Origin of the sequence: Bryocella elongata (genome assembly GCF_900108185.1) — a bacterium.
GTDB lineage: Bacteria > Acidobacteriota > Terriglobia > Terriglobales > Acidobacteriaceae > Granulicella > Granulicella elongata.
Window position 1 is genome coordinate 40209 of the sequence record NZ_FNVA01000011.1, and the last position, 22861, is coordinate 63069.

Sequence of the window (22861 nt, forward strand, 5' to 3'; positions counted from 1 at the left end):
TCTGGCAACTGAAAGGGAAACTCGCAGCTCAGAACTCACAGCTCAAGACTGACTCGCGCATTTCCTCTCAACGACTCACCATTCTCCAGAGCCTAGCGCTTCACCCACGCCGTACTCTGCCGCACGATCAGGCTCGTAGGAATCGCCGCAAGCGGCTGGTGCTCGCCGCCTGCCACCAGCTGCTGCAACAGCTGCACCGCGGCCCTCGCGATGTCCGTGCGAGACATCCGCACCGTCGTCAGCGGCGGTATCAGGAACTCGCTGAAGCGCACATCGTCAAAGCCCACCACGGAGATATCCTTCGGCACGCTCAACCCCGCGGCTGACACAGCGTGCATCGCTCCAATCGCCGAAAGATCGTTCGAGCAGAGGATCGCCGTCGGCGGCACACACAGCTTCAACAGCTGCTCTGCCGCCTCCATACCGCGCTCCAGCATGTGGTCGCCCGGCACGATGTACTCCGGCTCCACCGGCAGCCCAGCCTTCTTCATCGCTGCCTGGAAAGCCTTCCGCCTCGCTGTCGCTGAATGCAATCCCGCCGGTCCCGACACGAACGCAATGCGCTTGTGTCCCAGCTCGGCAACATGCGCCACCGCCGCCGCAATCCCCTGCGCATAGTTGATGGAGATCGCCAGCGACTTCTGCGTCGCCGGAGCCTTGTCGATGAACACCATCGGTATGCCGCGCTCCGCAAGCCTGTCCAGCAGCGGACCTTCAATGCCGAACGTCATCACCGCAACACCATCGACCTTGCGTTCCAGCATGCGGTCCACACAAGCTTCCATCTTCGCCAGGTCATAGTTCGTCGAGCCAATCAGCGTCTCGTATCCCGCTTCGACAGCCGCATCCTCGAAGCCCTGGATCAGCTCCGGGAAGAACGGGTTCGTGATGTCCGAGATGATGACGCCAAACGTGCTGCTGCGCCCTGACACCAGCGACCGCGCCACCCGGCTTGGGATATAGCCAAGCTCGCGAATCGAAGCGCGCACCCGCTCCGCAAGCTCCTCATCCACACGTGGATTGCGGTTCACGACCCGTGACACCGTAGAAACAGAGACGCCGGCATGCGCAGCAACACTGCGTATATCCAGGCGGCCTTCGCGTCCAGCGCTCTTGCGCTTGCTTCCCTGCTTCACCTACCGACCTCGCTTCGTTTCCAACCAAACTACCACCAAAGGCAAAGGCCGCCACGCACAACGCGCAGCGGCCGCATCGTCGAAAAGACCTCAGCAGACTTCCTTCGTCTGCCCATACGTCGCGTTCGCTCCATGCTTGCGGAAGTAGTGCCGATCGAGCAGCGCCTGCGTCACCACCTGCGGATTGGCCTCCAGCAGTAGGGTCCGAAATGCCATCCGCGCCACCGCCTCCAGCACCACCGCATTGTGCGCTGCATCATGCGCGTCCGCACCCCAAACAAACGGCGCATGCCCGGCCACGAGGCACGCAGGCACAGCAAGCGGATCAATCGGCTCGACACCATCCACGCCCTTGAACCGCTCCACAATGGCCACACCCGTCTCATGCACATAGCGTCCGCCAATCGCCGCATCGCTCAGCGGCCTCGTCACTGGCACCGGACCATAGAAGTAGTCCGCATGCGTCGTGCCCAGCGCCGGAATCGCACGCCCCGTCTGCGCAAAGCTCGTCGCAAACTCCGAATGCGTATGTACCACCGCACCGATCTGCGCAAACTCGCGATACAGCAACGTGTGCGTATCCAGATCCGACGATGGGCGATAGTCCCCTTCGACGATCTTGCCCTCGAGGTCCGTCACCACCATGTGCTCCGGCTTCAACTTCTCGTAATCCACGCCCGAAGGCTTGATCACCACCAGCCCCTGCTCCCGATCCACGCCCGACGCATTGCCGAACGTATAGAGCACCAGCCCGCGCTTCACCAGCTCCAGGTTCGCCTCCAACACCTCTTCGCGCAACTTCTTCAGCAACATCTCGATCCCTCCTACGCCCCGCTAACGCGAACCGGCTAACCAGCTAACCAGCTAACTCGCTGCCCCGCCGACCCGCCGCCCTACCGCAGCTTGTACGCCGCATCGCTCCACACCAGCTCCTGCCGTAGCTGATGCAGCTTCGTATCCGCATCCAGCCGCACCAGCTCAATGCCCGCGATCTCCGCGAAGTCGGCCATGTGCTCCATCGTCAGCGACTGTGAGAAGCCCGTATGGTGCGCTCCGCCTGCATAGATCCAGCCCGCCGCCGCTACGCGCAGACTCGGCTGCGGAACCCACATCACGCGAGCCACCGGCAGCTTCGGAAAATCATGCTCCGGATCGACGACCTTCACGTCATTCACGATCATGCGGAAGCGGTTGCCCATATCGACGATCGTTGCCACCACTGCAGGCCCAGCAGGCGCGGTGAATACCAGCCGCACCGGGTCGGCCTTGCCACCAATGCCCAGCGGATGCACCTCAACCGTGGGCTTGGCCTTCGCGATCGAAGGACAGATCTCCAGCATGTGCGATCCCAGCACCTTCGGCTCGCCCGCAAAGTCGTACGTGTAATCCTCCATGAAGGACGTGCCGCCCGATAAGCCCTGCGCCATCACCTTCATGATCCGCACCAGCGCCGCAGTCTTCCAGTCGCCTTCGCCGCCAAAGCCAAAGCCATCCGCCATCAGCCGCTGGCTCGCGATGCCCGGCAGCTGCGCCATACCATGCAGGTCTTCGAACGTATCCGTGTACGCTCCAAAGCCGCCCTCGAAGAGAAACGCGCGCATGCCCAGCTCGATGCGCGCCGCATCCGCCAGAGAGTCCGCGCGATCATGCTCCATCGCAATCGTGTACGTGTCGCGGTACTCCTGCACCAGCTTCGCAACTTCGGCGTCGGTGAACTGCGCCATGCGATCCGTCAGATCGCCGATGCCATACCCCGACACCGTGTACCCAAACACGCGCTGTGCTTCGACCTTGTCGCCCTCGGTAACCGCTACGTTGCGCATATTGTCGCCGAAGCGTGCCACCTTGAGATGCTGCGACTCATGCCAGCCCAGCGCCGCGCGTGACCACGCGCCAATCTCAGCAACCGTCTCGGTATCACCCCAGAAACCAACGACGACCTTACGCGCCAGCCGCATCCGCGCCATCATGAAGCCAAACTCGCGATCGCCATGCGCCGCCTGGTTCAGGTTCATGAAATCCATATCGATCGTCGCGTACGGCAACTCGCGGTTGAACTGCGTGTGCAGATGCAGCACCGGCTTGCGTAGCGCCTGCAAGCCCGCAATCCACATCTTCGCCGGCGAGAACGTGTGCATCCACAGCACCAGGCCCGCGCACACATCGCTCGAGTTCGCCTCATGCGCAATCTTCGCGATGCTCTCCGAGTTCACCATCACCGGCTTCGCGACCACTCGCACCGGAATCGCACTCTCGCCATCGAGGCTCGCCGCAATCTTCTGCGCGTTCTCCGCCACCTGCTGCAGCGGCCCCGGACCATACAGATGCTGACTGCCCGTCACAAACCAAAGTTCCAGTGTCTTCCCTGTGCTCACGTGTCTTCCCCTCAATATCGTTTCTGGAAATCGTCTATGCCCGCTGAGGCCGCACCGCAATCTTCCGCAGGTCGCGAAGAATGCCATACATCGACTCCGTCGCGCCCTCCTGACCAAACCCGAAGTACACCCGCCGGTACAGCGCAAACAACTGGTCGTATACGGCCACCGCCTCAGGCTGCGGCGTGAACACGCGATAGTCCGGACACATCTTCGCCTGCGCTTCCTCAATCGTGCTCACGATCCCCGCCGCCAGTTGCGCAAAGATCCCCGCGCCCACGCTCGTCGGCGTCGTCGCTGGCACCAGCACCGGCTTGTTCAGCACGTTCGCATAGATCTGGTTCAGCACATCGTTCTTCTGCGGGATACCGCCCGCATTGATCACCCGCTCGATCGGCACACCATGCTCGGCCATGCGCTCGAAGATGATCCGCGTATGCAGCGCCGTGCCTTCAATCGCCGCGTGCAGCTCATCCTGCGCCGTGTGCAGCAGGTTCCATCCCAGCGTGATGCCTGTAAGGTCGCTGTTCACCAGCACCGTGCGATCGCCGTTATCCCAGCTCAATCGCAGCAGACCCGTCTGCGCAGCCTTATAGCTCTCCAGCCCTTGCGACAACGTCGCAACATCCGACCCCGCACGCTTCGCAATCGCCTCAAAGATGTCGCCAACCGCAGACAGCCCGGCTTCCACTCCCGTGTACTCCGGATGCACGCTGCCCGGAACCACGCCGCACACACCTGGCACCAGGTTTACGTCCTTGCCCATCGCGATGATGCACGTCGACGTGCCCACCACGTTCACCACATCGCCCTCGCGACAGCCCGCACCAATCGCATCCCAGTGAGCATCGAACGCACCTACCGGAATCGGAATCCCCGCACGCAGCCCAAGCTTCTCTGCCCACCCCGCGGAGAGATGCCCCGCCACATGATCCGACGTCAGTACCTCGCCCTGCATCTTCTCGCGCACACCATCGAACAGCGGATCCACCGAGCTTAAAAACGCCTGGCTCGGGTATCCATCCCACTTCGGGTTCCACATCCACTTGTGGCCCATCGCACACGCCGACCGCTTCACGAGCTTGGGGTCCGTCACTCCCGCCAGCGTCGCCGCGACCATGTCGCAGTGCTCGAACGCACTCGCAAACTGCGCCCGCTTCGCAGGGTTATGCCGCAGCCAGTGCAGCAACTTCGCCCATCCCCACTCATGTGAGTACACCCCACCGCACCACTGGATCGCCTCGATCTCCTGGGCATGGGCGAGCGCCGTAATCTCCTGCGCCTCGCGCGACGCGCGGTGGTCGCACCACAGGTAGTACTCGCCCAGCGGCTGCATCGCCGCGTCCACCGGCACAACGCTTGAGCCCGTCGTATCCAGCGCAATCGCTTCCACCCTGCTGCCGTCAATGCCCGTCTCCACCAGCACCGCGCGCGTAGCCTCCACCAGCGCCCGCATCTGGTCCGCATGCGCCTGCGTCGCAAGGTCCGGCTCTTCCCGGTTACGGTGCAACGCATACGACGCCGAAGCTGTCCCCAGCCTGCCCCGCTCACTGTCCAGCAGCGTCACGCGAGCGCTCAACGTACCGAAATCAACTCCCGCCACCACCGCCATATTTCAGGACTCTCCCGAACTTTTAAATGCGCTTCGACACAAACCGAGGAAACGTTTTCCCGCTGGACGAAAACTACTCCTTCCCCGTCGCCAAGGTCAAGATCACGCAACCATTACGGCCTGCGGTCTGACCTGTCCTTTTCTTGCACGGCCGTGCTGGCAGTTTTCCATCGACGGCACTTCACCAATTGCCGCACCGGCCAACCGCCACTCGTCCATCGAAGCGAGAATTGCCGCGCATCCACCACGCGCGGCATTCCAATCCCTGTGAATTTCGGTTTTGGCCCTCGCCCCAAAACCTGTTACACTCGATCTTGTTGCGGGAACAGGCGGCACTGCTCTTCGGGTGACGCTTTCAGCGATCAAAGCATCTCGATCGCTACCGGCAACGGTAGAGGCAGTCGATTCTGCAAGTTTGCAGGAAGTCTGGCTCTGCGTGACACATATCCAAGTGACTGCAAAGAATCTTGGGGACGTAGCTCAGTTGGTTAGAGCGCTGCCCTGTCACGGCAGAGGTCGCGGGTTCGAGCCCCGTCGTCCCCGCCATACATTCCAAAGGACTTACGGAATATATGGGACCTAAGTGACAAGCAAATCAGGACACAATAAGGTCACAATAGCGAATCGCCCAACGATTACGCTTCTGTGCCCGTTCGTACCTGTTTTTGCTTTGCGCCCACGTTTGTGCCCACGCCGGGCACCATCATCTGAACAACCTTGCTCTGTGCTGCCCGCTTGTGCGAGTTCACGGCCTGCGTGTAAACGTCGAGCGTGATCTTGCTGTTGGCGTGCCGCAAAAGCTCCTGGACGGTCTTCACGTCTTCCCCGTTGGCCTTCAGCAGTGTGCCGAAGGAATGGCGGAAGGTATGCCAACCGATGTTCTTGTGGATGCCAGCCGCTTTAGCCGCTGGCTTGATATGCCGCTTCATGAGGTTGTCCGGCCAATAGGGCTGTGTGCCTTTCATGGTCGGGCTGGCGAAGACCCAATCGGACTCCATCGGATAGAGGCAGGTCTTTCTCCAACGCAGAAGATCTTCGGCCATGTAGCTGTCCATCGGGACCGGCCTGGCCGACGCTTCTGTTTTGCAGACACCCATCACCTGATGCCAGATGGACTCGGTGACGCGAATCTCCAGATTCTCGAAATCAATGTCGTCCCACTTGAGTGCGAGAAGTTCACTGACCCGAAGGCCCGTCGCCGCGTCGAGCAGAACCAAGGTCCGCTCCCGCACGGCGAGCTTTGTCAGAAGAGCCTGAAGTTCGTGCAATTCGAGTACATCCGGAATCCGCTCTCGCTTCGCGCTCTGGCGCACGAGCTTGATCGGATTCTTATCCGTCCACTCGTACCGCATCGCGTGACTGAAGAGAGCGCTCATGATGTTCCGAATCTTCGCTTTTGTTCCTCGTGCCCGCTGAATGCTGCCTAACCACTCTTCCACGGCAACAGACTTGACCTGCTGCAAGCGGTGGTCGCCCCACCGTGGAAGAATCCAGCCGTTCAGATAGCATTCGTAGCCGGCTCGTGTCGAGTGCGCTTTGCGTCCCTGCTCGTCCTCGGTCAGCTCTTTCAACCGGTAGTGCGAAATCAGTTCGGCTATCGTACTCGGGCAGCTTACCGCCCGCGGGGTTTGTTGGTTGGCGTCGATGCGCAACGCGTTGGCGGCTTTCAGGGCTGCTGCTTCCGACGGGAGAGTGATGGTGGTGCCGATCACAGCTTTGCGCTGTAAGTTCGTACCGTCCGGCCCAATCTCTCTCCAGCGGAAGACCCAAACATCAGGCCCCTTCTGCCGCTTGCTACGCTGCACGCTTCCTTGCTGATACCGTGTGCGCCTTGGCATATCTACTCCTGGTCCCCGGCGCAACGGGTGGCTTGATTCAAGGCTATCGCTGCGCCGGGCAGAGGTCTAGTGGAAACTCAGCTTGCGAGCTGTTCTGTGATCCAGCGGTCGATGTCACTGGCCCGGAAACGCCACATCGAACCGAGTTGGAAACCCCGGACGATTCCTTGACGCGCATACCGCTGGAGGGTTTTTGGATGTATTCGCATGATTGCCGCCGCTTGGTCGGTATCCAGTAACGGCTCCGGAACGAACGGCTCACTTCGAACAGGCTTTCTCCCCAATTCCTGATCCGGTAGTCTGTGCATCATCGCTGTGCCTCCTCTGAAGCCGAAGCAGCGTCACACAGTCTCAAAGCGGCAACTTGTGGGTTTGTTCTTCTGCCAAGTGAGTCCGCTATTGATTCTTCGGATACTGCTTGCTGACTACGATTGGCGCAGACGCCCGCAAATGTCCAATCACAATTTGCCAGTCGACTATTCCAAAACGTAATAGTCGTTCTGAGCATCGAGATCTCGTAGGCCACGGAAATATAAGCGGATGCGTCAAATTGTTGACAGGGATACGATCCCCACCAGAAAATTTCAAAAGATGGTTTTTGTGTTTCCGATTCTCTAAGGGCCCTTCCACTACTCATTGCGGGCTCTTCGATTCCCCAGGCAGAGAGTCAAGTGGGGGTAGGCATGGCCCGAAGCAAGGTAAAACGCCCGATCAATCTAAAACACATGGAAGCGGCCATTGCGGTAGCAGAGACGCTCAACTTTTCCAGAGCAGCCAAGCGCCTCCATATCAGCCAGCCCGCTGTCACGAAGTACATCAAAGAACTTGAGGAAAGCCTGGGTGCTCTCCTCTTCATCCGGGCGCACCATACCGTTTCTATCACTGAAGCTGGGAAGGCTTATGTTGAGGAAGCCCGGATCGTCGTTCTCCACGCTGGACGCGCGGTGCAGGCGGCGAGGGCCGCTCAACAAGAGGCAGAACTGATTCTCAATGTGGGGCGCTCGCCTTATGTCGATCCCTACTTTACCTCGATGCTTCGGGCGATCCGATTACCGATGTTTCCCAGACTGCACTTACAGCTCTCCAGTGGATTTTCATGCGATCTCACCCAGGACGTACTCAATGGTGATCTTGATATCGCCGTGGTGATCGAGCCGCCGCAGTCAGGCCAATTGGCCGAGTTCGAAATCGAAGAGTCGCCCTTCTACGTTGTCATGTCCAGGGAAGATCAGTTGGCGCAACTTCCCGCTCTTGACTTGAATCATCTCTCGCACAAGCGGTGGCTCCTGTTCCAGCGCAACCTTCATCCTCCGCTCTATGACCTGATCCAGAAGCTAGCGCATGAGGGCCACGTCATTCCATCTGCCCTGCAGCACTTCATGGTGCCGGAAGAGTGCCTACCACTGCTTCTTGAGCCTGGGGGAGTTGTCATTGCGCCGAAGTCGGGGGCTTTAAGAATTGCCCGGGATGGACTCACCATGAGGCCGCTCGAAGACGCTCGCCTGAGGATGAAAACTCGGTTGATCTCGCGGGCCGACAATCCCTCTCCGGCGATCAGCGACTTATTTCGAACCTTCATGCGAAGGCTGAAGCATATTCGATTGGACAACCAGATGTCACTGCCTCTTTCCAGCTAGTCGCTGCGTCGAATCCGAAATTTGTTCAACCTCCACGATCTTCACATTTACAGGGCCGGAAGCATCGCATCTCTGACAGCTAACAATTCCTGAAGTGATGACATTGGCATCAATGTCATCGATCCTTACAACGTGCCCACATACTTTGCATTCGTGTGCGTGCTCCCAACGCGGCTCAATAGCCTGAGTTCCCATGGCTTGTTAGCTCCTGCTCTACCGTCCTCTCGCCTGTGCATCAGCGTGAACCCTACCCGTAACGAGTGTCATCGCTTCTAGGCAGGTCCGCGAAAGTTTGCAACGAACATGCTCTCGGGATGTATGAACGTTGCAAATCAGCGAACGAATGGCACACCAACTCGGGAGTACGTATCAAAGTCAGGCTCGGCTCAAGGAGAGCACTCCTTAGGCCGCCTTAGAGGCTGACTACATAAAGGCGCTCTGAGCTGCATCCAGCACGTGCCATTTCGACCCGCAAATTGCACCGCTGGTATGGGGATCTGTGGTGTTCGTTGCAAGTTTGTGCGCCAGCCCTACGTTGTCTGGGATTGTGACGTCAGGAGCCACAATGTCCATGCCCACACATCCCGCTACTCTAGCTTCATTGATGATTCTGCTGCTATCGCTTCCGATACGAGCACAACAGACGTGTAGTAACGGAATCCGCATTGACGGTGTGGTTACCGACCCCACGGGAGCTGTAATCCCAGGAGCGCAGATACAGACAGTTGGAGGAGAGAAAGCGATCTCGGATTCAGACGGACGATATGGGTTTCCGTGCGTTGCAGGAGCTTCGGTCGTCATAACTGCACAGGCTGATGGATTCTCGAATGGAAATGCTCGCGCTCATGGCCAGCTTGGGAGCACAGTCCATCTCACTATCCAACTGGCCGTTGCCTCCGTGCAGCAGGATGTTCAGGTAAATGGAGATACAGCGATCGAAGATAGGGCTGGTACTACCATCCTGAATGCCAAACAGATTCAGCAACTCCCCGACGATCCTGATGATCTGCTGCGAGAGTTACAAATGCTTGCGTCGAGTGGCGGGGGCGATCCAATGGCAACCTCCGTCCTGGTGGATGGTTTCCAGAACTCCAATGTGATGCCACCGAAGAGTTCAATTGCTTCAATACGCGTCAATCCCGATTCCTTTTCACCTGAGTTTCAATGGCATCGAAGCCGCATTGAGATTACGACGAAGCCGGGGGCGGACAAGTTCCATGGCGCTCTGTCCTTGACCGATAGCAACAGCGCCTTTAATGCGACAAACCCCTTCTCTACGACATCTACACCCGCAGGCCGACGACGTTACGGCTTCGAACTTACCGGTCCGATCCGGCCAAAACGACTCGACTTTGCCATTGCAGCGGAACGGCGCGAGATTGATGAATTCAATATCGTCAACGCTAGGACTCTGGATTCCAGCTACAGGCTGACACCACTGAACCAGACAGTGAGTGCTCCACAGAGACTCTGGATTGGATCAGCACGTCTCGATTCGCAGTTGAACCAGAACGACATCACGACGCTCTCCTGGTCGGCAAATGTCAACGATCAGGGCAATGAGGGTGTAGGGGGACTCGTGTTGCAGGAAGCCGGCTATTCCAGCAACGTAAGCGAGTACGACTTGCGACTTCTCAACACGCTAACGCTCGGCACGAATACGGTGCAGGAGACCCGAGTTGGATTCTCATGGAAACGCACGCGGCAAAATCCGAATTCGAATGCACCCAATCTTCAGGTGGCCGGGTACTTCACGGGAGGCGGGACGACAAGCCAGAACCTAAACAACCGCGAACGCGATCTTGAAGTTGACGACGATGTTATTGCGACACGCGGCAAGCATCAGATCAACTTCGGTCTTCAGTCGATTACGAGCTTTGTCCATTCCTACGACCCGAACACTTTCAATGGAGCCTATGTCTTCGGCGGCGGGAGCGCCCCGGCTCTTAACTCCAACGGTAATTCCACAGGTCAAACGACAAATATTGACGGTATTGAACAATACCGGCGTGCGCTACTAGATCTGCCGGGCGGCACTCCGACCACCTACGGGCTCACAGCAGGAAATCCGGTTGTCCCGGTCACCCAATCTCAGGTGAGCCTCTATGGGCAGGATGTCATGAAGGTTTTGCCCCGTTTGTCACTCACGTTCGGTCTCCGTTATCAATTGGAGGTTCATCCGAGCAGCTACTTTAATTTCCGGCCACGGTTTGGGCTGCTATGGTCCCCGGACAAGAGGGCGAAATGGACCATCGGCGCTCAGGCCGGACTCTTCACAATCTGGGACACGCCTGCGAATCTGATCGAGGTGGAACGACTAAATGGAAGAAGGCAGCTACAAACTATGGTCTATTCTCCCAACTACGGCGCTCCGCTTGTTCCTATTGCCGGCTCAATTCAGGTGAGCACCAGAAATCAGTTCTCGCCAGGAATCAGCCAAAGTCCAGACCTTCAATTCGCCGCCACGGTTACGCGTGAATTCCCACATCATTGGACTGGGCAGTTGTCCTACAGCTTTGGGGGCGATTGGAGATCCTCTCGCATCGTCAATATCAATTCTCCCGAGGTCGCGAGCAGCGTCGGGATGATTCCTGATCCGACTTCGGCACTTCTGGCGCCTCGCCCAGTGGCTCCGAACGAGAACATCCTGCAATACCAGAACTACGGTCACAGTCGGGGAGCGGTGTATGCCGCCACAGCAAAGCAGAACAGCTCTAAGCGTTTCAGCGTGAACGCTACTTTTTGGTACCTAGACTTCAAGGAAAACCCCCAAACGCCACAATCGACGTACAGCGCACAAGGAGACTCGGGACGTCCAGATTGGATGAGAAAGGGAGGAGTCTCCGTGCTGGGTGTACTTCAACTTCCGTACAAACTTGAGCTAGGCACGCAATTTTCGGCGCTGCCGGGCCTGCCATACAACATCACGACAGGGACCGATGCAAATGGCGATGGGAATTTCAATGACCGGCCTTCCTCTGCCTCCGCGCCTGGTCCAAGTGTCTATAACAGTCCTTATGGACTTATGACCACAAACACGGTTAATGGAACGGTGCCATATAACGTCGGCACGATGCCCGGTGTGATCAATCTCGATCCGAATCTACGGCGCACGTTCGTCCTAAATCCTAAAGACAAAGATCATTTGAAGACACTCAGTTTCAACGTTCGCAGTTCCAATGTTCTCAATCACACGAACGTAACTACCGTAAACACGGTTCTCTCTTCTGGAGCGGTCGGTCAACCTATCGCTGCCGGGCCTGCTCGGCGATTGGAACTGGGAACGCGGTTTGAGTTTTGAATGCAACTGCAGCTGCCAAAGACTAGAATTTTACTGTAGCCCAGAGAAAGGCTTACCCATGAGCGAAACGAATGATGTGAGACTTCTTCCAGTTAGGCCCGGAGCGGCGTTAGCCGTAATCGCATTCGTCACTGGAATCCTGTCATTTGAGACCGCGAGAGAGTGCCATCAGAACCTTCAATTGCATGGCTTCCACGCTTCCTTCGGGCCGTCCCTTCTCTATGGATGCGTCATCTGGCTTTGGTGGAATGTGGTCCTGATGTTGCTCTGGAACTTCGCAATGCGATGGTCGGTTGTATTGAAGCCTTCAGCACGGACGATTGCGGCGCACGCCGGTGTTTCATGCGCTCTAGCAGGTGCTCATTTGTTGTTGATTCAATACACCGTTGGATTATGTTCCTCCCTGTGGCCGGCCTGGGGCAGTCATTACATGACGCATCGAGTGGAAGATCCAGAGCACTTTGGTGTCGAGATCATCATCTATGGCTTCATTTATGGCATCTGCGCGTTTCTCTACTCCCGGATGCAAGCACAACATGCAGCCGTTCAAAAGCTGGAAGTGGAACGACAACTCTCCGAAGCGCAACTCAAAGCATTGCAGATGCAGATGGAACCACATTTCCTTTTCAACACTTTGAATGCGATCACAAGTCTCGTTTCGCAAGGTAAGAACGACGAGGCAATGCAGACGCTGGCACACCTCAATGCCATTCTGCGAACAACACTCCAGCGAAGAAGTCCGGAGAAAGTACCGTTCACGGAGGAGTTGCAACTGATTGAAAGCTACCTTGCGATTCAGAAGGTACGGTATGCCGACCGAATCGAAATTGATATTCAAACCACGTCGGAAGCGCGGAAGGGTCTCGTGCCATCTTTTCTGCTTCAGCCTTTGGTTGAAAATGCAGTACGTCATGGCATCGAATCGAGGAAGTCCGGAGGCAGAATTGAAACACGTGCGGAAAAGCTTGGAGATAAGCTGTGGATGAGAGTGCGCGATAACGGTAGCGGCGTCGCCTCCTCCCGCTCACAAGGACACGGGATCGGGATAAGCAACGTTAAGGAACGTCTCGCTTTTTTCTATCCACATACGCATCAATTCGAGATTGAATCGCCATCCGGCGGCGGTTACCAGGTGACGATCCAAATCCCATTCGAGGAGGCTCCTGTATGCAGCTAAAGGCCCTTCTTGTCGATGACGAACCCCTTGCCAGGGAGCTGCTGCGCTCCATGCTTCAAGGTCACGCAGATGTAACCATCGTCGGCGAATGTGCGAACGGCGATGAAGCGATAGATGCTCTGCAGGACAGTTCCATCAACCTCCTCTTCCTGGACGTGCAAATGCCGGAGATAGATGGGTTCGACGTTGTCGAAGAAGTCGGAGTGGAGAACCTCCCGTCAACCATCTTCGTGACGGCTTTTCAGGAACATGCGGTACGTGCTTTTGATGTCCAAGCAATTGACTACCTGACGAAGCCGATCGTTCCTGAGCGCCTTGGGAGAGCGTTACGACGGGTTCGAGAGAAGCTCGAATCCCAGACCACACAGTTGACGCAAGAACAACTGAATTCATTGATCCACAGTGTGCGTGCACAGAATGAAGCGCCAAAGACCTATGCTGTGCGGTTCTTGGTTCGCGATGGAGAAAGGGAGATTCTTCTTCCGGTCTCGGACATCGATTGGGTTGAGGCGGACGCCTACTACAGTCGTCTCCACGTGAACGGGAAGCACTATATGCTTCGCGAGAGCATTACAGACTTGAACAACAAACTCGATCCGACAACCTTCGTGCGGGTCCATCGTTCCTCAATCGTTAACGTGGAGCGCATTCGGGAAGTCTACCGGGAAGGACGCAGCGATTCCTCGCTGGTTTTGAAATCGGGCAGTGTTCTGAAGATGAGCAGGCAGGGGCGTCAACGTCTCATAGACCTCGGACGTTAGCTCGTGTCGTAAAAGAATGAGGCAATGTTGAGACTTGACGCTCGTCTACGATCTTTACGTTTACAGGTCCGGAGGCATCGCACTTCTGGCAAGTAACAATTCCCATTGCGATAACCTTGGCATCAATATCGTCGATCCGAATTATGTGTCCGCATACCTGACATTGATGCGCGTGTTCCCAACGGGTTTCAGTTTGATCGTGCTCCGCAAGTTTTGCCTGAATAGGTTCTGGCATCCGGAATCCCCGCTTATGGTCTGCTCTCACTTGCCGTTGGGTCTACCGCAGGTATCGAGGCGATTCGACTTTGGGCGGTAGGTTTGCAACGAATCTGCGTTGCCCCTAGCTGGCATCGACTAGCGACGAATCGCATGGGTAGCCGTAGAAGCGTTATCACTAGACCTGGTTGGAAGCACGTTCCAAAGACTCACTGGACGCCACTCGACGTGCTGGCAGATAGCAGCCCAATAGCGCCGCTACAGCGACCGCCCATGCTGTCGTAACGTAAGTGACCGGATCATGGGCACTGACTCCGAAAAGAGATACGGGCATGAAGCGCATTGCAACGAAAGCAATTGCCAATCCTATGGCGATTCCTGGCAGAGTGAGCGACATCCCTTGCCGGATAGACATTTCTAAGACAGATGGTCGCCGGGCAACTGAGCCAGCTGATGGAGGGAGTCTGCGGGGACGCTGGGCAATCGAATAAGCAATGACACTGAAGATGCCCAAAGTTCCAAGTGCGAGAGCCATTCCCGCGAAGACGCAGAGCATCACAAGCGTGAACGTCGTTCGTGCCATTGACTTCGTGTAAAGCTCTCCTAGCGTTTCGACATTCGCTAAGGGAATATTAGGCATCACATTTCCTACCTGTTGCTGGATATCTTCCAAGAAAGCTTGCGTCCTGGCTGTCCGGCTGCGCACCGCAAAAACGGTTGCACGTTGCAACTTGTGCTCTTGCCCGGCGAAGTTGTCCATCACTAGGGGCCAGTAGACAATGGCTGGCGCGGGATCTTTCACGCCGTCATAACGCACATCGTCTGACACCCCTATGATCTCCCGCCATGTATCAGTGCTTGTCACGCGGATCTTTTGCCCTAGCGCGTTCTCAGCCCGAGGCCAGTACTGACTGGCAAAAGCTTTCGACACGATAACAACCGGCTTTCTGCTGTAGATGTCACCCCAAGTAAAGTCGTGACCGGCGATTAGCCGGGTGCCAAGTGCCGAGAAGAATCCTGGTGCAACGAAGTTGAATGGTCTGGAGGGCGGAACTTCTCCCTTCTCTTCGAGGTGTTTCTGGACGTAAACAGGGTTCTGATAGCTGTTTTTGTCCATTGGTACAGAACGGCCAAGGCCCACCGCGGATACACCGGGAATCGCAGCTAGCGTTTCCAATAGTTTCTGGTCTTTGTGGATGACTAGATCTGGAGAAGTATCAGGAATCTGGGATTCGGGAATGTAAAAACCAAAGGTCTGAATGTTTTCGGGTTGAGTGAAACCCGGGGAGACGCGCAGCATTGCCCGAACGGACCGAAACATCAGCCCCGAGCAGACCAGCAGAACTACCGACAGTGCGACCTGCAAGGTCACCAACACTCTCGCTGCTATCCAACCCTTTCGACTCTGTCTTTCAACATCTCTATGTTCTTGGAGAAGGCCTTCAAGATGCAGGCCGGTACTTTGAAGGATGGGAGCGCAGGCGATTAAGAGGCAGGTCACTAACGCCACCGTTGCATTGAAGAACCAAACCAGAGGCGTGATGGCAATGTCTCGAATGCGCGGGATGTCCGCACCTTCGAACCTGACGATGATGTGCAATGCTCCATATGCGAGCAGAAGTCCGATGATGCTACCAGCAATGCCGATCAACGCGCTTTCTACAAGAATGGTGGCGGAAAAGTCTTTCCGTGTACCTCCGATAACATAACGGAGAGCGAATTCATCACACCGCACTTCGATCTGAGCGATGAGGAGGTTTGCCACATTCGCACATGCGACGAAAAGCACCAGTACAGCAGCAACCAACAGGAGCCAAAGAGAACTCTGTACGTTACCCAAAACCTGCGTCTTGAGGGGCAGTAGGTTAGGCGCGAGATGTAGCGAGCGATAGAAATCATCGCTAATGCCTGCCGGCGTCGAGAACGTCTTGAGGGCAACTGGGAGGAGGCCCGCAAGATTCGTTGTGGCCTGCTGGAGGCTCACTCCTGGTTTCAACATTGCGATCGCGTTCGCGTTGAAATTCCCGAGGGTTGTGGTGCTTCGATCCCATCTCATCGGAAGAATTAGCGACGGGTCTTGTTGATCGAGAAAATGAAAGTCTTGAGGGAGAACCGCTATGATCTCTCGGGACACCCCTCCGACCGTGATCGATCTCCCTATGACTGACGATGTTCCTCCGAACCGTTTTTGCCAGTAAGGATAGGTGAGCAGGACGGTTTGAGCTGAATTCGGCGAATCGTCTTTTTGAGTAAAGAGACGCCCTTGGAAAGGCGAGACACCTAAGAGCGGAAGTGTTCCATCGGTAACATCGAGCACCCGAACACGTTCCGGGATTGTCGAGCCAGTCACATCGAGTTCGTCATGATCATATGCGCCGATGTCTGTCAGCGTTGTGTTTTGCTCACGATAGATGAAATAGAGAGAGGGCGAAATCCCCATATTCTTGAAGCCTGCTTGTTGCGATTGATGATTCACCGCGAGCAGGCGTTCGGAGTGAGGGTACGCCAGTGGCTTGAAGAGCACACCATTAAGAAGACTGAAGATCATGGTGTTTGCGCCGATTGCCACACCGAGAATGAGTAGAGCGATCACCGTGAACCGGGGAGCGTGCAACATTCGATGCAACGCATCTTCAGTTTCTATCCGGAGCGAGTCGAGCACTGGCCACTGCCAGACCTCACGACTTCGTTGCTCGATCACGGTGATGTCGCCGAACTCAAGATGAGCAGTACGCTGCGCATCTTCCAACGTCATACCATGCTCTATCAGGTCGGCTATTTTTTCGTCGAGGTGCTCACGGATCGACTCAGCAATCTCTTCGTAGCGACGGCGACGAGAAAACATCAGGCCCGGCATCTCTTGTCTCCTACGAAGTTGCCAATGGAAGAACGCGTGCGATTCCGGCAAACATCTTCTTCACGCTCGTGATTTCCTCTTTCAAATGGTCGCTCCCGGCTTGAGTCACGTGGAAGATGCGCACCGGTCGATTCTGTGCCGAAGTGCCCATCTTGGATTCAAGCCACCCGGCCTTCAGCATCCGCTGCAGGGCTGGGTAGAGGGAACCTTCTTCGATCTGGAGGAGGTCGTCAGAGACTTCTTTAATCTTCTGAGCGAGTGCATAGCCATGCATGGGCTTTCGGCTTAGGGTCTGGAGGATCATCAATTCGAGCGCTCCGGGAAAAAGGTCGCGATATTCAGACTTCTTCTTCATGAACTCCTCAAGACATCGTGATTTGAAAATACTCTGCGCGAAATAGTATGTCAAACATGGGGTGGCCGCGTCGTCCCTCAAAATGCATATCGCAGCCCGACCTCTAAGCGGCGGCCATTGTCGCCTGCATAAGCCTTACCGAAAAGCGGAGTGCCAAGAATGCCTCCCACACTGGTCACGTTGAGGTGGTTCAAGGCGTTAGAACTGCGCACATTCACAATTAACGCTTGAGGATGAACTCCCTTGGGGTCATGAGTGAGCTGAAACGTTCGCTGTAAATTTCCGTCGAGATAGAAGGTCCAGGGCACGATGCCCGCGTTGCGTGGGAGCGTTGCGCCACTGCCACTGGGGGAAAGAAGTCCCCATGGTGTGGTGTAGGCACAGTTGGTGACCATGGCCGACGAGCAGACGGCTGCAGACTGCGCATAGAACGGCCGATCATTGAAATTCCCGTCACCGTTGTTGTCGAAGCCCGTTGTGACGTTGTACACCTGTTGACCCTGGGCATTGAAGTTCGCGCTGAGCTGCATCCCTAAAGGCAACTTTGCCGAAGTGCTTCCGAAGACATTCCACAATGGATTGCCAATTCGGCGTGCATATTCACCAACATTGGAACCGGTCATCTGCGGACTGAAGTTTGGATCATCGTTGGTGTTATCGACGATGTTCGCGCGGACCGCCCCAAAGGAAAACGGAATTCGTTTGAGGGACTGGTTGCTGAATCCCATATAAAGGACATTTCCGTAACCTCGGCCGGACGCTTGCCACTGCAAAATATTCTGGTGGGGAGCAAGCGGGCGCGGGCCCAGGGGTTGATCCCCTATAGGGGAGTTGATGTTTTCGGTGCGTGTGTAATGCCACATCTGCGTAATGAAGTAGTCAGCAGAAATAGACCAGTGCTTAGCAATGGTGTGACTGAAACCCACATTCTCGACACCGTAGAACAGGTTCGGCATGTGGGGTTGAATAGTTCGATTGGAGGTCACCGGTGTAGCGCTAGAAAAAGCATTGCACCTGTTGGGGTCAAAACTGCCGGGACAGGAAGGTGTGTAAACAAGACTAGTGATGCGCTCCCTGCCGTCCATATCAAGAATTTGAGCGTAGTTGTGAGCACCGAAGCGTCCGGAGTAAAGTCCGGCATGCCCGTGCAATGTCCAAGTTGAGCTCGTGCCCGGCGACCATGCCAGACCGAAACGGGGATTGAAATTGTTATGTACCATCGGCTTGTTTTGGGTGTAGTAGCGAAGGCCCCATGCAAAATGCAAATTCGGCAGGATATTCCAGTCATCCTGAAAAAACAGAGCTTCACGGTACTGCGTCAGATTGATCGTGGGGTTTCCAGTAGCATTGGAGTATTGGGTGGCAGCGCCACCTGCCCATCCATTGAGCGCACGAACGTATTGTTCGACGCCGGTGATCGTTTGAACCTGAGTCGTTGGATTATGGCTGGCGTCGAGCACTGGAGCACTTCCGCCTCCGAAGGTCCACGTTCCGTTGAAGTTGTTGAAGTAGCGGAACCGCTCGCGAAGAAATTCAAACTGTGAACCAAACTTGATCAGATGTTTTGAGAAGCTAAGGATTGCATCATCGTTGTATTCAACGTCGATCTCGTGGTCACGCTTCGCTCCACTAGTGTTTCCGCCTGATGTGAAGGCGCCCGATACTTGGAGCTGTGGTGCGCTGGAGTTCGGGGTTTGGTCTGTCCCATCGAACTCAATGCCTAGGCGAGCTTCGTGCATGATCTTCGATGAGATCGTTGTTATATCTGTGAGGTGCACATTATGGTCATACGCCTCACTGTCATAAGCGGCTTCTGCAAGCGAGGTTCCACCCGCTCCCACATTCTCCTGATGCTTGTGCCAAGCACCGAAACTAGCCATGAAGGTGTTCTTTGGGCCGAGTTGCCAATCCACTTTGGCCATTCCTATCCAAAGGCGCTGCGGAGAAGGAACGTTTTGCCGGATAGAGGTCTGTGTCCCCGCTGCATCGATACCGATTGCGTTCACCGTTGCAAAGTTGTCGATGGAACGATGTTCAAGATTGAGAAGGAAGTCGGAGCCATCCTTCCGAATTGGACCGGTCAGCTCAAATCCATAACGCTGTTTCCCGATGGCGGCGCGGCTGACTGAAAAGGGATCACGAGCGTTCATCCAGGCGCTGGAATTGGTAGCGAACAAGGCTCCGTGAAATGCCTTTTGTCCAGGCTTGGTGTACACCTCGATTTGTCCACCATGGAACGGTGGATTGCGGTATTCCGAGGAAAACAGATCGGAGTTGACCTTTATGTAGCCGATGGAAGATTTCGGAGGGACGGTGGTGTTGTTGTCTCCGCTCTGAAAACCGTCGATGGAAAGAACTGCATTGGCTGGATTCCCGCCCGCAGCGGCGGACATTTGCTGTAGCTCTCGAAGCAGATCATCAGGATCGTCTGCGAGAGTCTGAAGCCGATTGCCTGAAAGAGACTGACTAGGGCCAGTACTGGTAGCTGAGTTCTGCGCAGCAGGGGTGTCCTCAGCGTCGCTGACATTGACATCGGTTTGCACCACTTCTGGCTTCAGAGTGATCGAGAGCTCGATGGAATGTGGGGCCTTGATATTGACGCTGAGTGGAGAAAATCCGGCAAACGATATGCGCAGGATATGCCCACCGGGGGATACGCATGCAAGGCGGAAATGCCCCAGCGAATCCGCGAAGATTGGGTCAAGCGAGTCAAGTTGTATGGATGTTCCAGGGATCACCGCGTTCGTGGAGTCATGCACAACCCCGGATAGCAATGAGCAACTCGTTGTCTGAGCGTGTGCCATCGTCACAACGGAAAAGGACAGAGTCATCGAGCCTAGGACCAGAACAGCGAATCGGGCGAGGCGCTCGAATCTTTCCCAAATCTTCGTTAGCGTACGGGGAGCGAGTAATACCCGCTGGAGCGGGGCGAACGGAACCGAACGAACGGAACGAGAAGTCTTGAACACTTGGCAAGGTCGCTGAATCATGGGTCCTCCTATCAAACCGAACATACTTGTTTCAAAATAGTATGTCAAACATAGCTTATGCGTGGTGATCTCTGCTTCGGGAGGGGAAAGTGCAGAAGGGGGAACGTCTTCTGCCGCGCAGCCGGCGAGCGGAGGCCGGTGCAGAGCGAATGAGGGTGCAGGGGGAAAACAGCATGTGTTCCCCTTGCCGCCGTTTTGGCGCACAAATAAGGGCGGCACGTTCGGGCCGCCCTCGAAGGAATCGAATCGTCTAGGCTGCTTTCGTTGCGATCTTTTTTGCTGGTTGTGGTGTATTCTTTGCCTTTTCTTTGGCGGTGAACTCCTGCTTTACCTTGGCGGCGATGGCGTCGGTGTCCACCTTGTAGGCGCTGGCAGCGTCCTTGAGCACGGAGGAAGGATTACCGCGTGAGGCCGCCAGTAGGATGCTCGACTCGACCAGAAGCCGGGAGAGCGTACCTTCATCGGCGCGGCGAAGGAATGCGGCAAACGTCTTTGCCAAGCCTCCGTCGTCGCGCTTCTGGCGGATGCCATGCTGCCGTGCCAGCATCTCCAGACGGTTCTCATCCATGACGCTTACCAGCTTTTCGAGAATGAAGAGCAGGTCACGCTTCAAGAGGCGAATGGGGACGGCGGCGCTCACAGCGGCGAGGACGCGGAGGCCGGTCGTGTTGGCGATGGCCTGTTCCTTGCGCTGCTTGTCCTGCTCGGCCCTCCACTTCTCATCGTTGCGGCTGGTTGTCTGCTTCGGATGATGGACGGGACAAGTGGAATTGGCACATACCTTATGGATGGTGCCAACGTCGCTGCCTTCGGTGATGATGGCCTCAGTGGTGAACTTGCACACCTTGAATTCGGGCCGCTTCGCATCGTCTTTCGACTTGGGTTTGTCGTCCCGAATGGCGATGTATCTGTTGCGGGGCAATACCGGGCTCCCATCTTTCTGTGCGCCATAGGCTGTGCTGATCTGTACCAACTCTGGTTTCGCAGAGACGGTCTGCGCGACGTGCGCTGAGACTTTGGCAGCGTAGCAGTTGGGGTCGGTGCATCGGTCGCCTTGCTTTCCAAGGTCATCGCCAAATAGCAGCTTGTTATGGCCTGTCCGCTTGGGGCAGTCAGCGCAACTGCCAGCGACGGGAACAAGCTGCGCATCCCGCTTGTTGAACGGCGCGTCTTTCAGAACCAAGAGGATATTGCTGTCGATCCAGAATTGCAGGTTACGGACAGGCAACAGGATACGGGCGGGTTTCGATCCGCCGTTGTAGACCTCTTTGAAGCACGCCGAGAGCGCGGCTACTTGCTGGTCTGCGGGCAGTTTTGCCAGCAGCAGCGCATGGCCTACGCCAATCTCATCGGCATAGAACGCTTCGACGGCAGCGGGTACAAGGTCGGTCAATTTCAGCCTCGAAGCTACGAAGACGGGCGATTTGCCCACCTTCGCCGCGATCTGCTCGATGCTGTACTTGGGGTCTTCGAGGGCGAGCAAAGCGCGGAACCCTTGCGCCTCCTCCATCGGGTGAATTTCAGACCTGATAAGGTTCTCCACTAATTGAGCCTCTAACGCTGCCGCATCGGAGAGGTTGACGATGCGGACAGGAACAGTGGACTGCTCCGCAAGCTGCGCGGCGCGGTAACGCCGTGCTCCCGCGATGATCTCGAAGCCATTCTCGGTCAGAGGCCGCACTAGCAAAGGCGAGAGGACGCCCTGGGTGCGAATGGACGCGGCCAGTTCCTTCAACGCGGTTTCCTCGAAGGTACGGCGCGGGTTGGTTTTGGACTCATTCAGCAAAGCGAGAGAGACGTTGCGGTATTCGGTGGCATTGATGACTTGGGTTTCCATGAGGGTGTGCTCCTTTCGAGCGGTTCAAGGGTGAAGGGTCACAGAGCGGCACACGTCGGGCATGGTTCCGCTCCAACGGGAGCGGACTAGCCGAGGATGCAGCTATTGGTGAAGGCTTCAAGGAATCCCTGCAATCGCAGGTTGTTGTCCCACATGCCAGCGAACTTCTCGTGCTGCTTGTGCAACTCCAGAAGCGCGATGTAGTGATCGCGGATGATGGCGCGGGAGACCTGTTCGACGGCCACATAGTCGTTTCGCCACAGATATGGGTCTAGGTGTGCACCTCCAGCAAAGCCAAGCTCGAAGCACATCTCGGGGTCGCGCATGGCGTCGCCATTCTGTTCGCCGTAGTGACAGACGGAGAGTGCAGGCAATCCTAATGGGCCGGACTCGTCCACCGCTTCGATGACAAGCTCCATGTAGGGCGGATTGGGAATCTTGAGGTAGAGGCTGGGACGCCAGCCTCCGGCCTTCTGCAAGATGGCGAGGATGGTTTTCATGCCGCCACCTCCGCGAGTTCATCGGTAGCGGCTTCCTCCGCGATGGGCGGCTCCAATGCAGCAAGAATCACACTGGCGGTCTGCTGAATGACTTCCAGCGATTCAGCCAACAGCGAGGCGTTGCCGTGGTAAAGCTGGATGTAATCGGCTTTATGTTGAGCACAACATAAGGCAGATTATGTTGTCTTCGCAGTTATGTGACGTTCAGCCGCTGAGGTCTTATGAACGCTGGGGATTGGCGTTGCCCAACGTCACATAAGCTGGGCTAG

General features: G+C 56.3%; 15 protein-coding genes, 1 tRNA gene and 1 pseudogene. 5 read left to right on the forward strand and 12 right to left on the reverse strand.

The window, feature by feature from the left end:
• Positions 1-92: 92 nt before the first annotated feature.
• From C4S68_RS22540 to C4S68_RS22555, 4 genes are all read right to left on the reverse strand, one after another.
• Positions 93-1136: a LacI family DNA-binding transcriptional regulator gene (locus C4S68_RS22540; RefSeq protein WP_235011806.1), complete on the reverse strand. Its 1044-nt coding sequence runs from the start codon at positions 1134-1136 to the stop codon at positions 93-95.
• A gap of 90 nt (positions 1137-1226) precedes the next feature.
• Complete coding sequence (gene araD / locus C4S68_RS22545; RefSeq protein WP_103935384.1) at positions 1227-1949, reverse strand: L-ribulose-5-phosphate 4-epimerase AraD; 723 nt, start codon at positions 1947-1949, stop codon at positions 1227-1229.
• Positions 1950-2029: 80 nt separating this feature from the next.
• Positions 2030-3511: an L-arabinose isomerase gene (araA, locus tag C4S68_RS22550; protein ID WP_235011807.1), complete on the reverse strand. Its 1482-nt coding sequence runs from the start codon at positions 3509-3511 to the stop codon at positions 2030-2032.
• 34 nt (positions 3512-3545) lie between these two features.
• Positions 3546-5123 carry a ribulokinase gene (locus C4S68_RS22555; protein ID WP_103935386.1) on the reverse strand — a complete coding sequence of 526 codons (1578 nt, stop codon included), beginning with the start codon at positions 5121-5123 and terminating at the stop codon, positions 3546-3548.
• Positions 5124-5592: 469 nt separating this feature from the next.
• Here C4S68_RS22555 and C4S68_RS22560 point away from each other — a divergent pair.
• A tRNA-Asp gene (locus tag C4S68_RS22560) sits at positions 5593-5669 on the forward strand.
• A gap of 89 nt (positions 5670-5758) precedes the next feature.
• Here C4S68_RS22560 and C4S68_RS22565 read toward each other — a convergent pair.
• Together C4S68_RS22565 and C4S68_RS24065 are read right to left on the reverse strand one after the other, a co-directional pair.
• Positions 5759-6835, reverse strand: a complete 1077-nt coding sequence (locus C4S68_RS22565; protein WP_160115292.1) for a tyrosine-type recombinase/integrase — start codon at positions 6833-6835, stop codon at positions 5759-5761.
• A gap of 203 nt (positions 6836-7038) precedes the next feature.
• Positions 7039-7272, reverse strand: coding sequence for a helix-turn-helix domain-containing protein (locus C4S68_RS24065; protein ID WP_200821622.1), 234 nt, complete (start codon positions 7270-7272; stop codon positions 7039-7041).
• A 372-nt stretch (positions 7273-7644) separates the two neighbouring features.
• On the opposite strand from C4S68_RS24065, the gene C4S68_RS22575 reads away from it, so the two are divergent.
• From C4S68_RS22575 to C4S68_RS22590, 4 genes are all read left to right on the forward strand, one after another.
• The gene (locus C4S68_RS22575; protein ID WP_103935388.1) at positions 7645-8598 is read left to right on the forward strand and encodes a LysR family transcriptional regulator; all 954 of its coding nucleotides are present in this window, start codon (positions 7645-7647) and stop codon (positions 8596-8598) included.
• 604 nt (positions 8599-9202) lie between these two features.
• On the forward strand, positions 9203-11899 hold the full coding sequence (locus C4S68_RS22580) for a TonB-dependent receptor (protein WP_235011809.1): 2697 nt from the start codon (positions 9203-9205) through the stop codon (positions 11897-11899).
• A 58-nt stretch (positions 11900-11957) separates the two neighbouring features.
• Positions 11958-13076 carry a sensor histidine kinase gene (locus tag C4S68_RS22585; RefSeq protein WP_103935389.1) on the forward strand — a complete coding sequence of 373 codons (1119 nt, stop codon included), beginning with the start codon at positions 11958-11960 and terminating at the stop codon, positions 13074-13076.
• Entirely contained in the window at positions 13067-13837 is a 771-nt protein-coding gene (locus C4S68_RS22590) for a LytR/AlgR family response regulator transcription factor (RefSeq protein WP_103935390.1), read from the forward strand. Before C4S68_RS22585 ends, C4S68_RS22590 begins: the two co-directional genes overlap by 10 nt.
• Before the next feature lie 394 nt (positions 13838-14231).
• Here the strand turns inward: C4S68_RS22590 and C4S68_RS22595 are convergent, their stop codons facing one another.
• From C4S68_RS22595 to C4S68_RS22620, 6 genes and pseudogenes are all read right to left on the reverse strand, one after another.
• The gene (locus C4S68_RS22595; RefSeq protein ID WP_103935391.1) at positions 14232-16910 is read right to left on the reverse strand and encodes an ABC transporter permease; all 2679 of its coding nucleotides are present in this window, start codon (positions 16908-16910) and stop codon (positions 14232-14234) included.
• 10 nt (positions 16911-16920) lie between these two features.
• A complete protein-coding gene (locus C4S68_RS22600; protein ID WP_103935392.1) occupies positions 16921-17265 on the reverse strand; it encodes a PadR family transcriptional regulator in 345 nt (114 codons plus the stop codon).
• Positions 17266-17342: 77 nt separating this feature from the next.
• Complete coding sequence (locus C4S68_RS22605; RefSeq protein WP_235011808.1) at positions 17343-20255, reverse strand: TonB-dependent receptor; 2913 nt, start codon at positions 20253-20255, stop codon at positions 17343-17345.
• Between the two features lie 250 nt (positions 20256-20505).
• Positions 20506-22092, reverse strand: coding sequence for a ParB/RepB/Spo0J family partition protein (locus C4S68_RS22610; protein WP_103935394.1), 1587 nt, complete (start codon positions 22090-22092; stop codon positions 20506-20508).
• An 86-nt stretch (positions 22093-22178) separates the two neighbouring features.
• Entirely contained in the window at positions 22179-22592 is a 414-nt protein-coding gene (locus tag C4S68_RS22615) for a DUF6908 domain-containing protein (RefSeq protein ID WP_103935395.1), read from the reverse strand.
• Positions 22589-22741 (reverse strand): annotated as a pseudogene (locus C4S68_RS22620) (DUF1738 domain-containing protein); the annotation flags it as partial. The gene C4S68_RS22615 and the pseudogene C4S68_RS22620, both read right to left, overlap by 4 nt.
• Between the last annotated feature and the right edge of the window lie 120 nt (positions 22742-22861).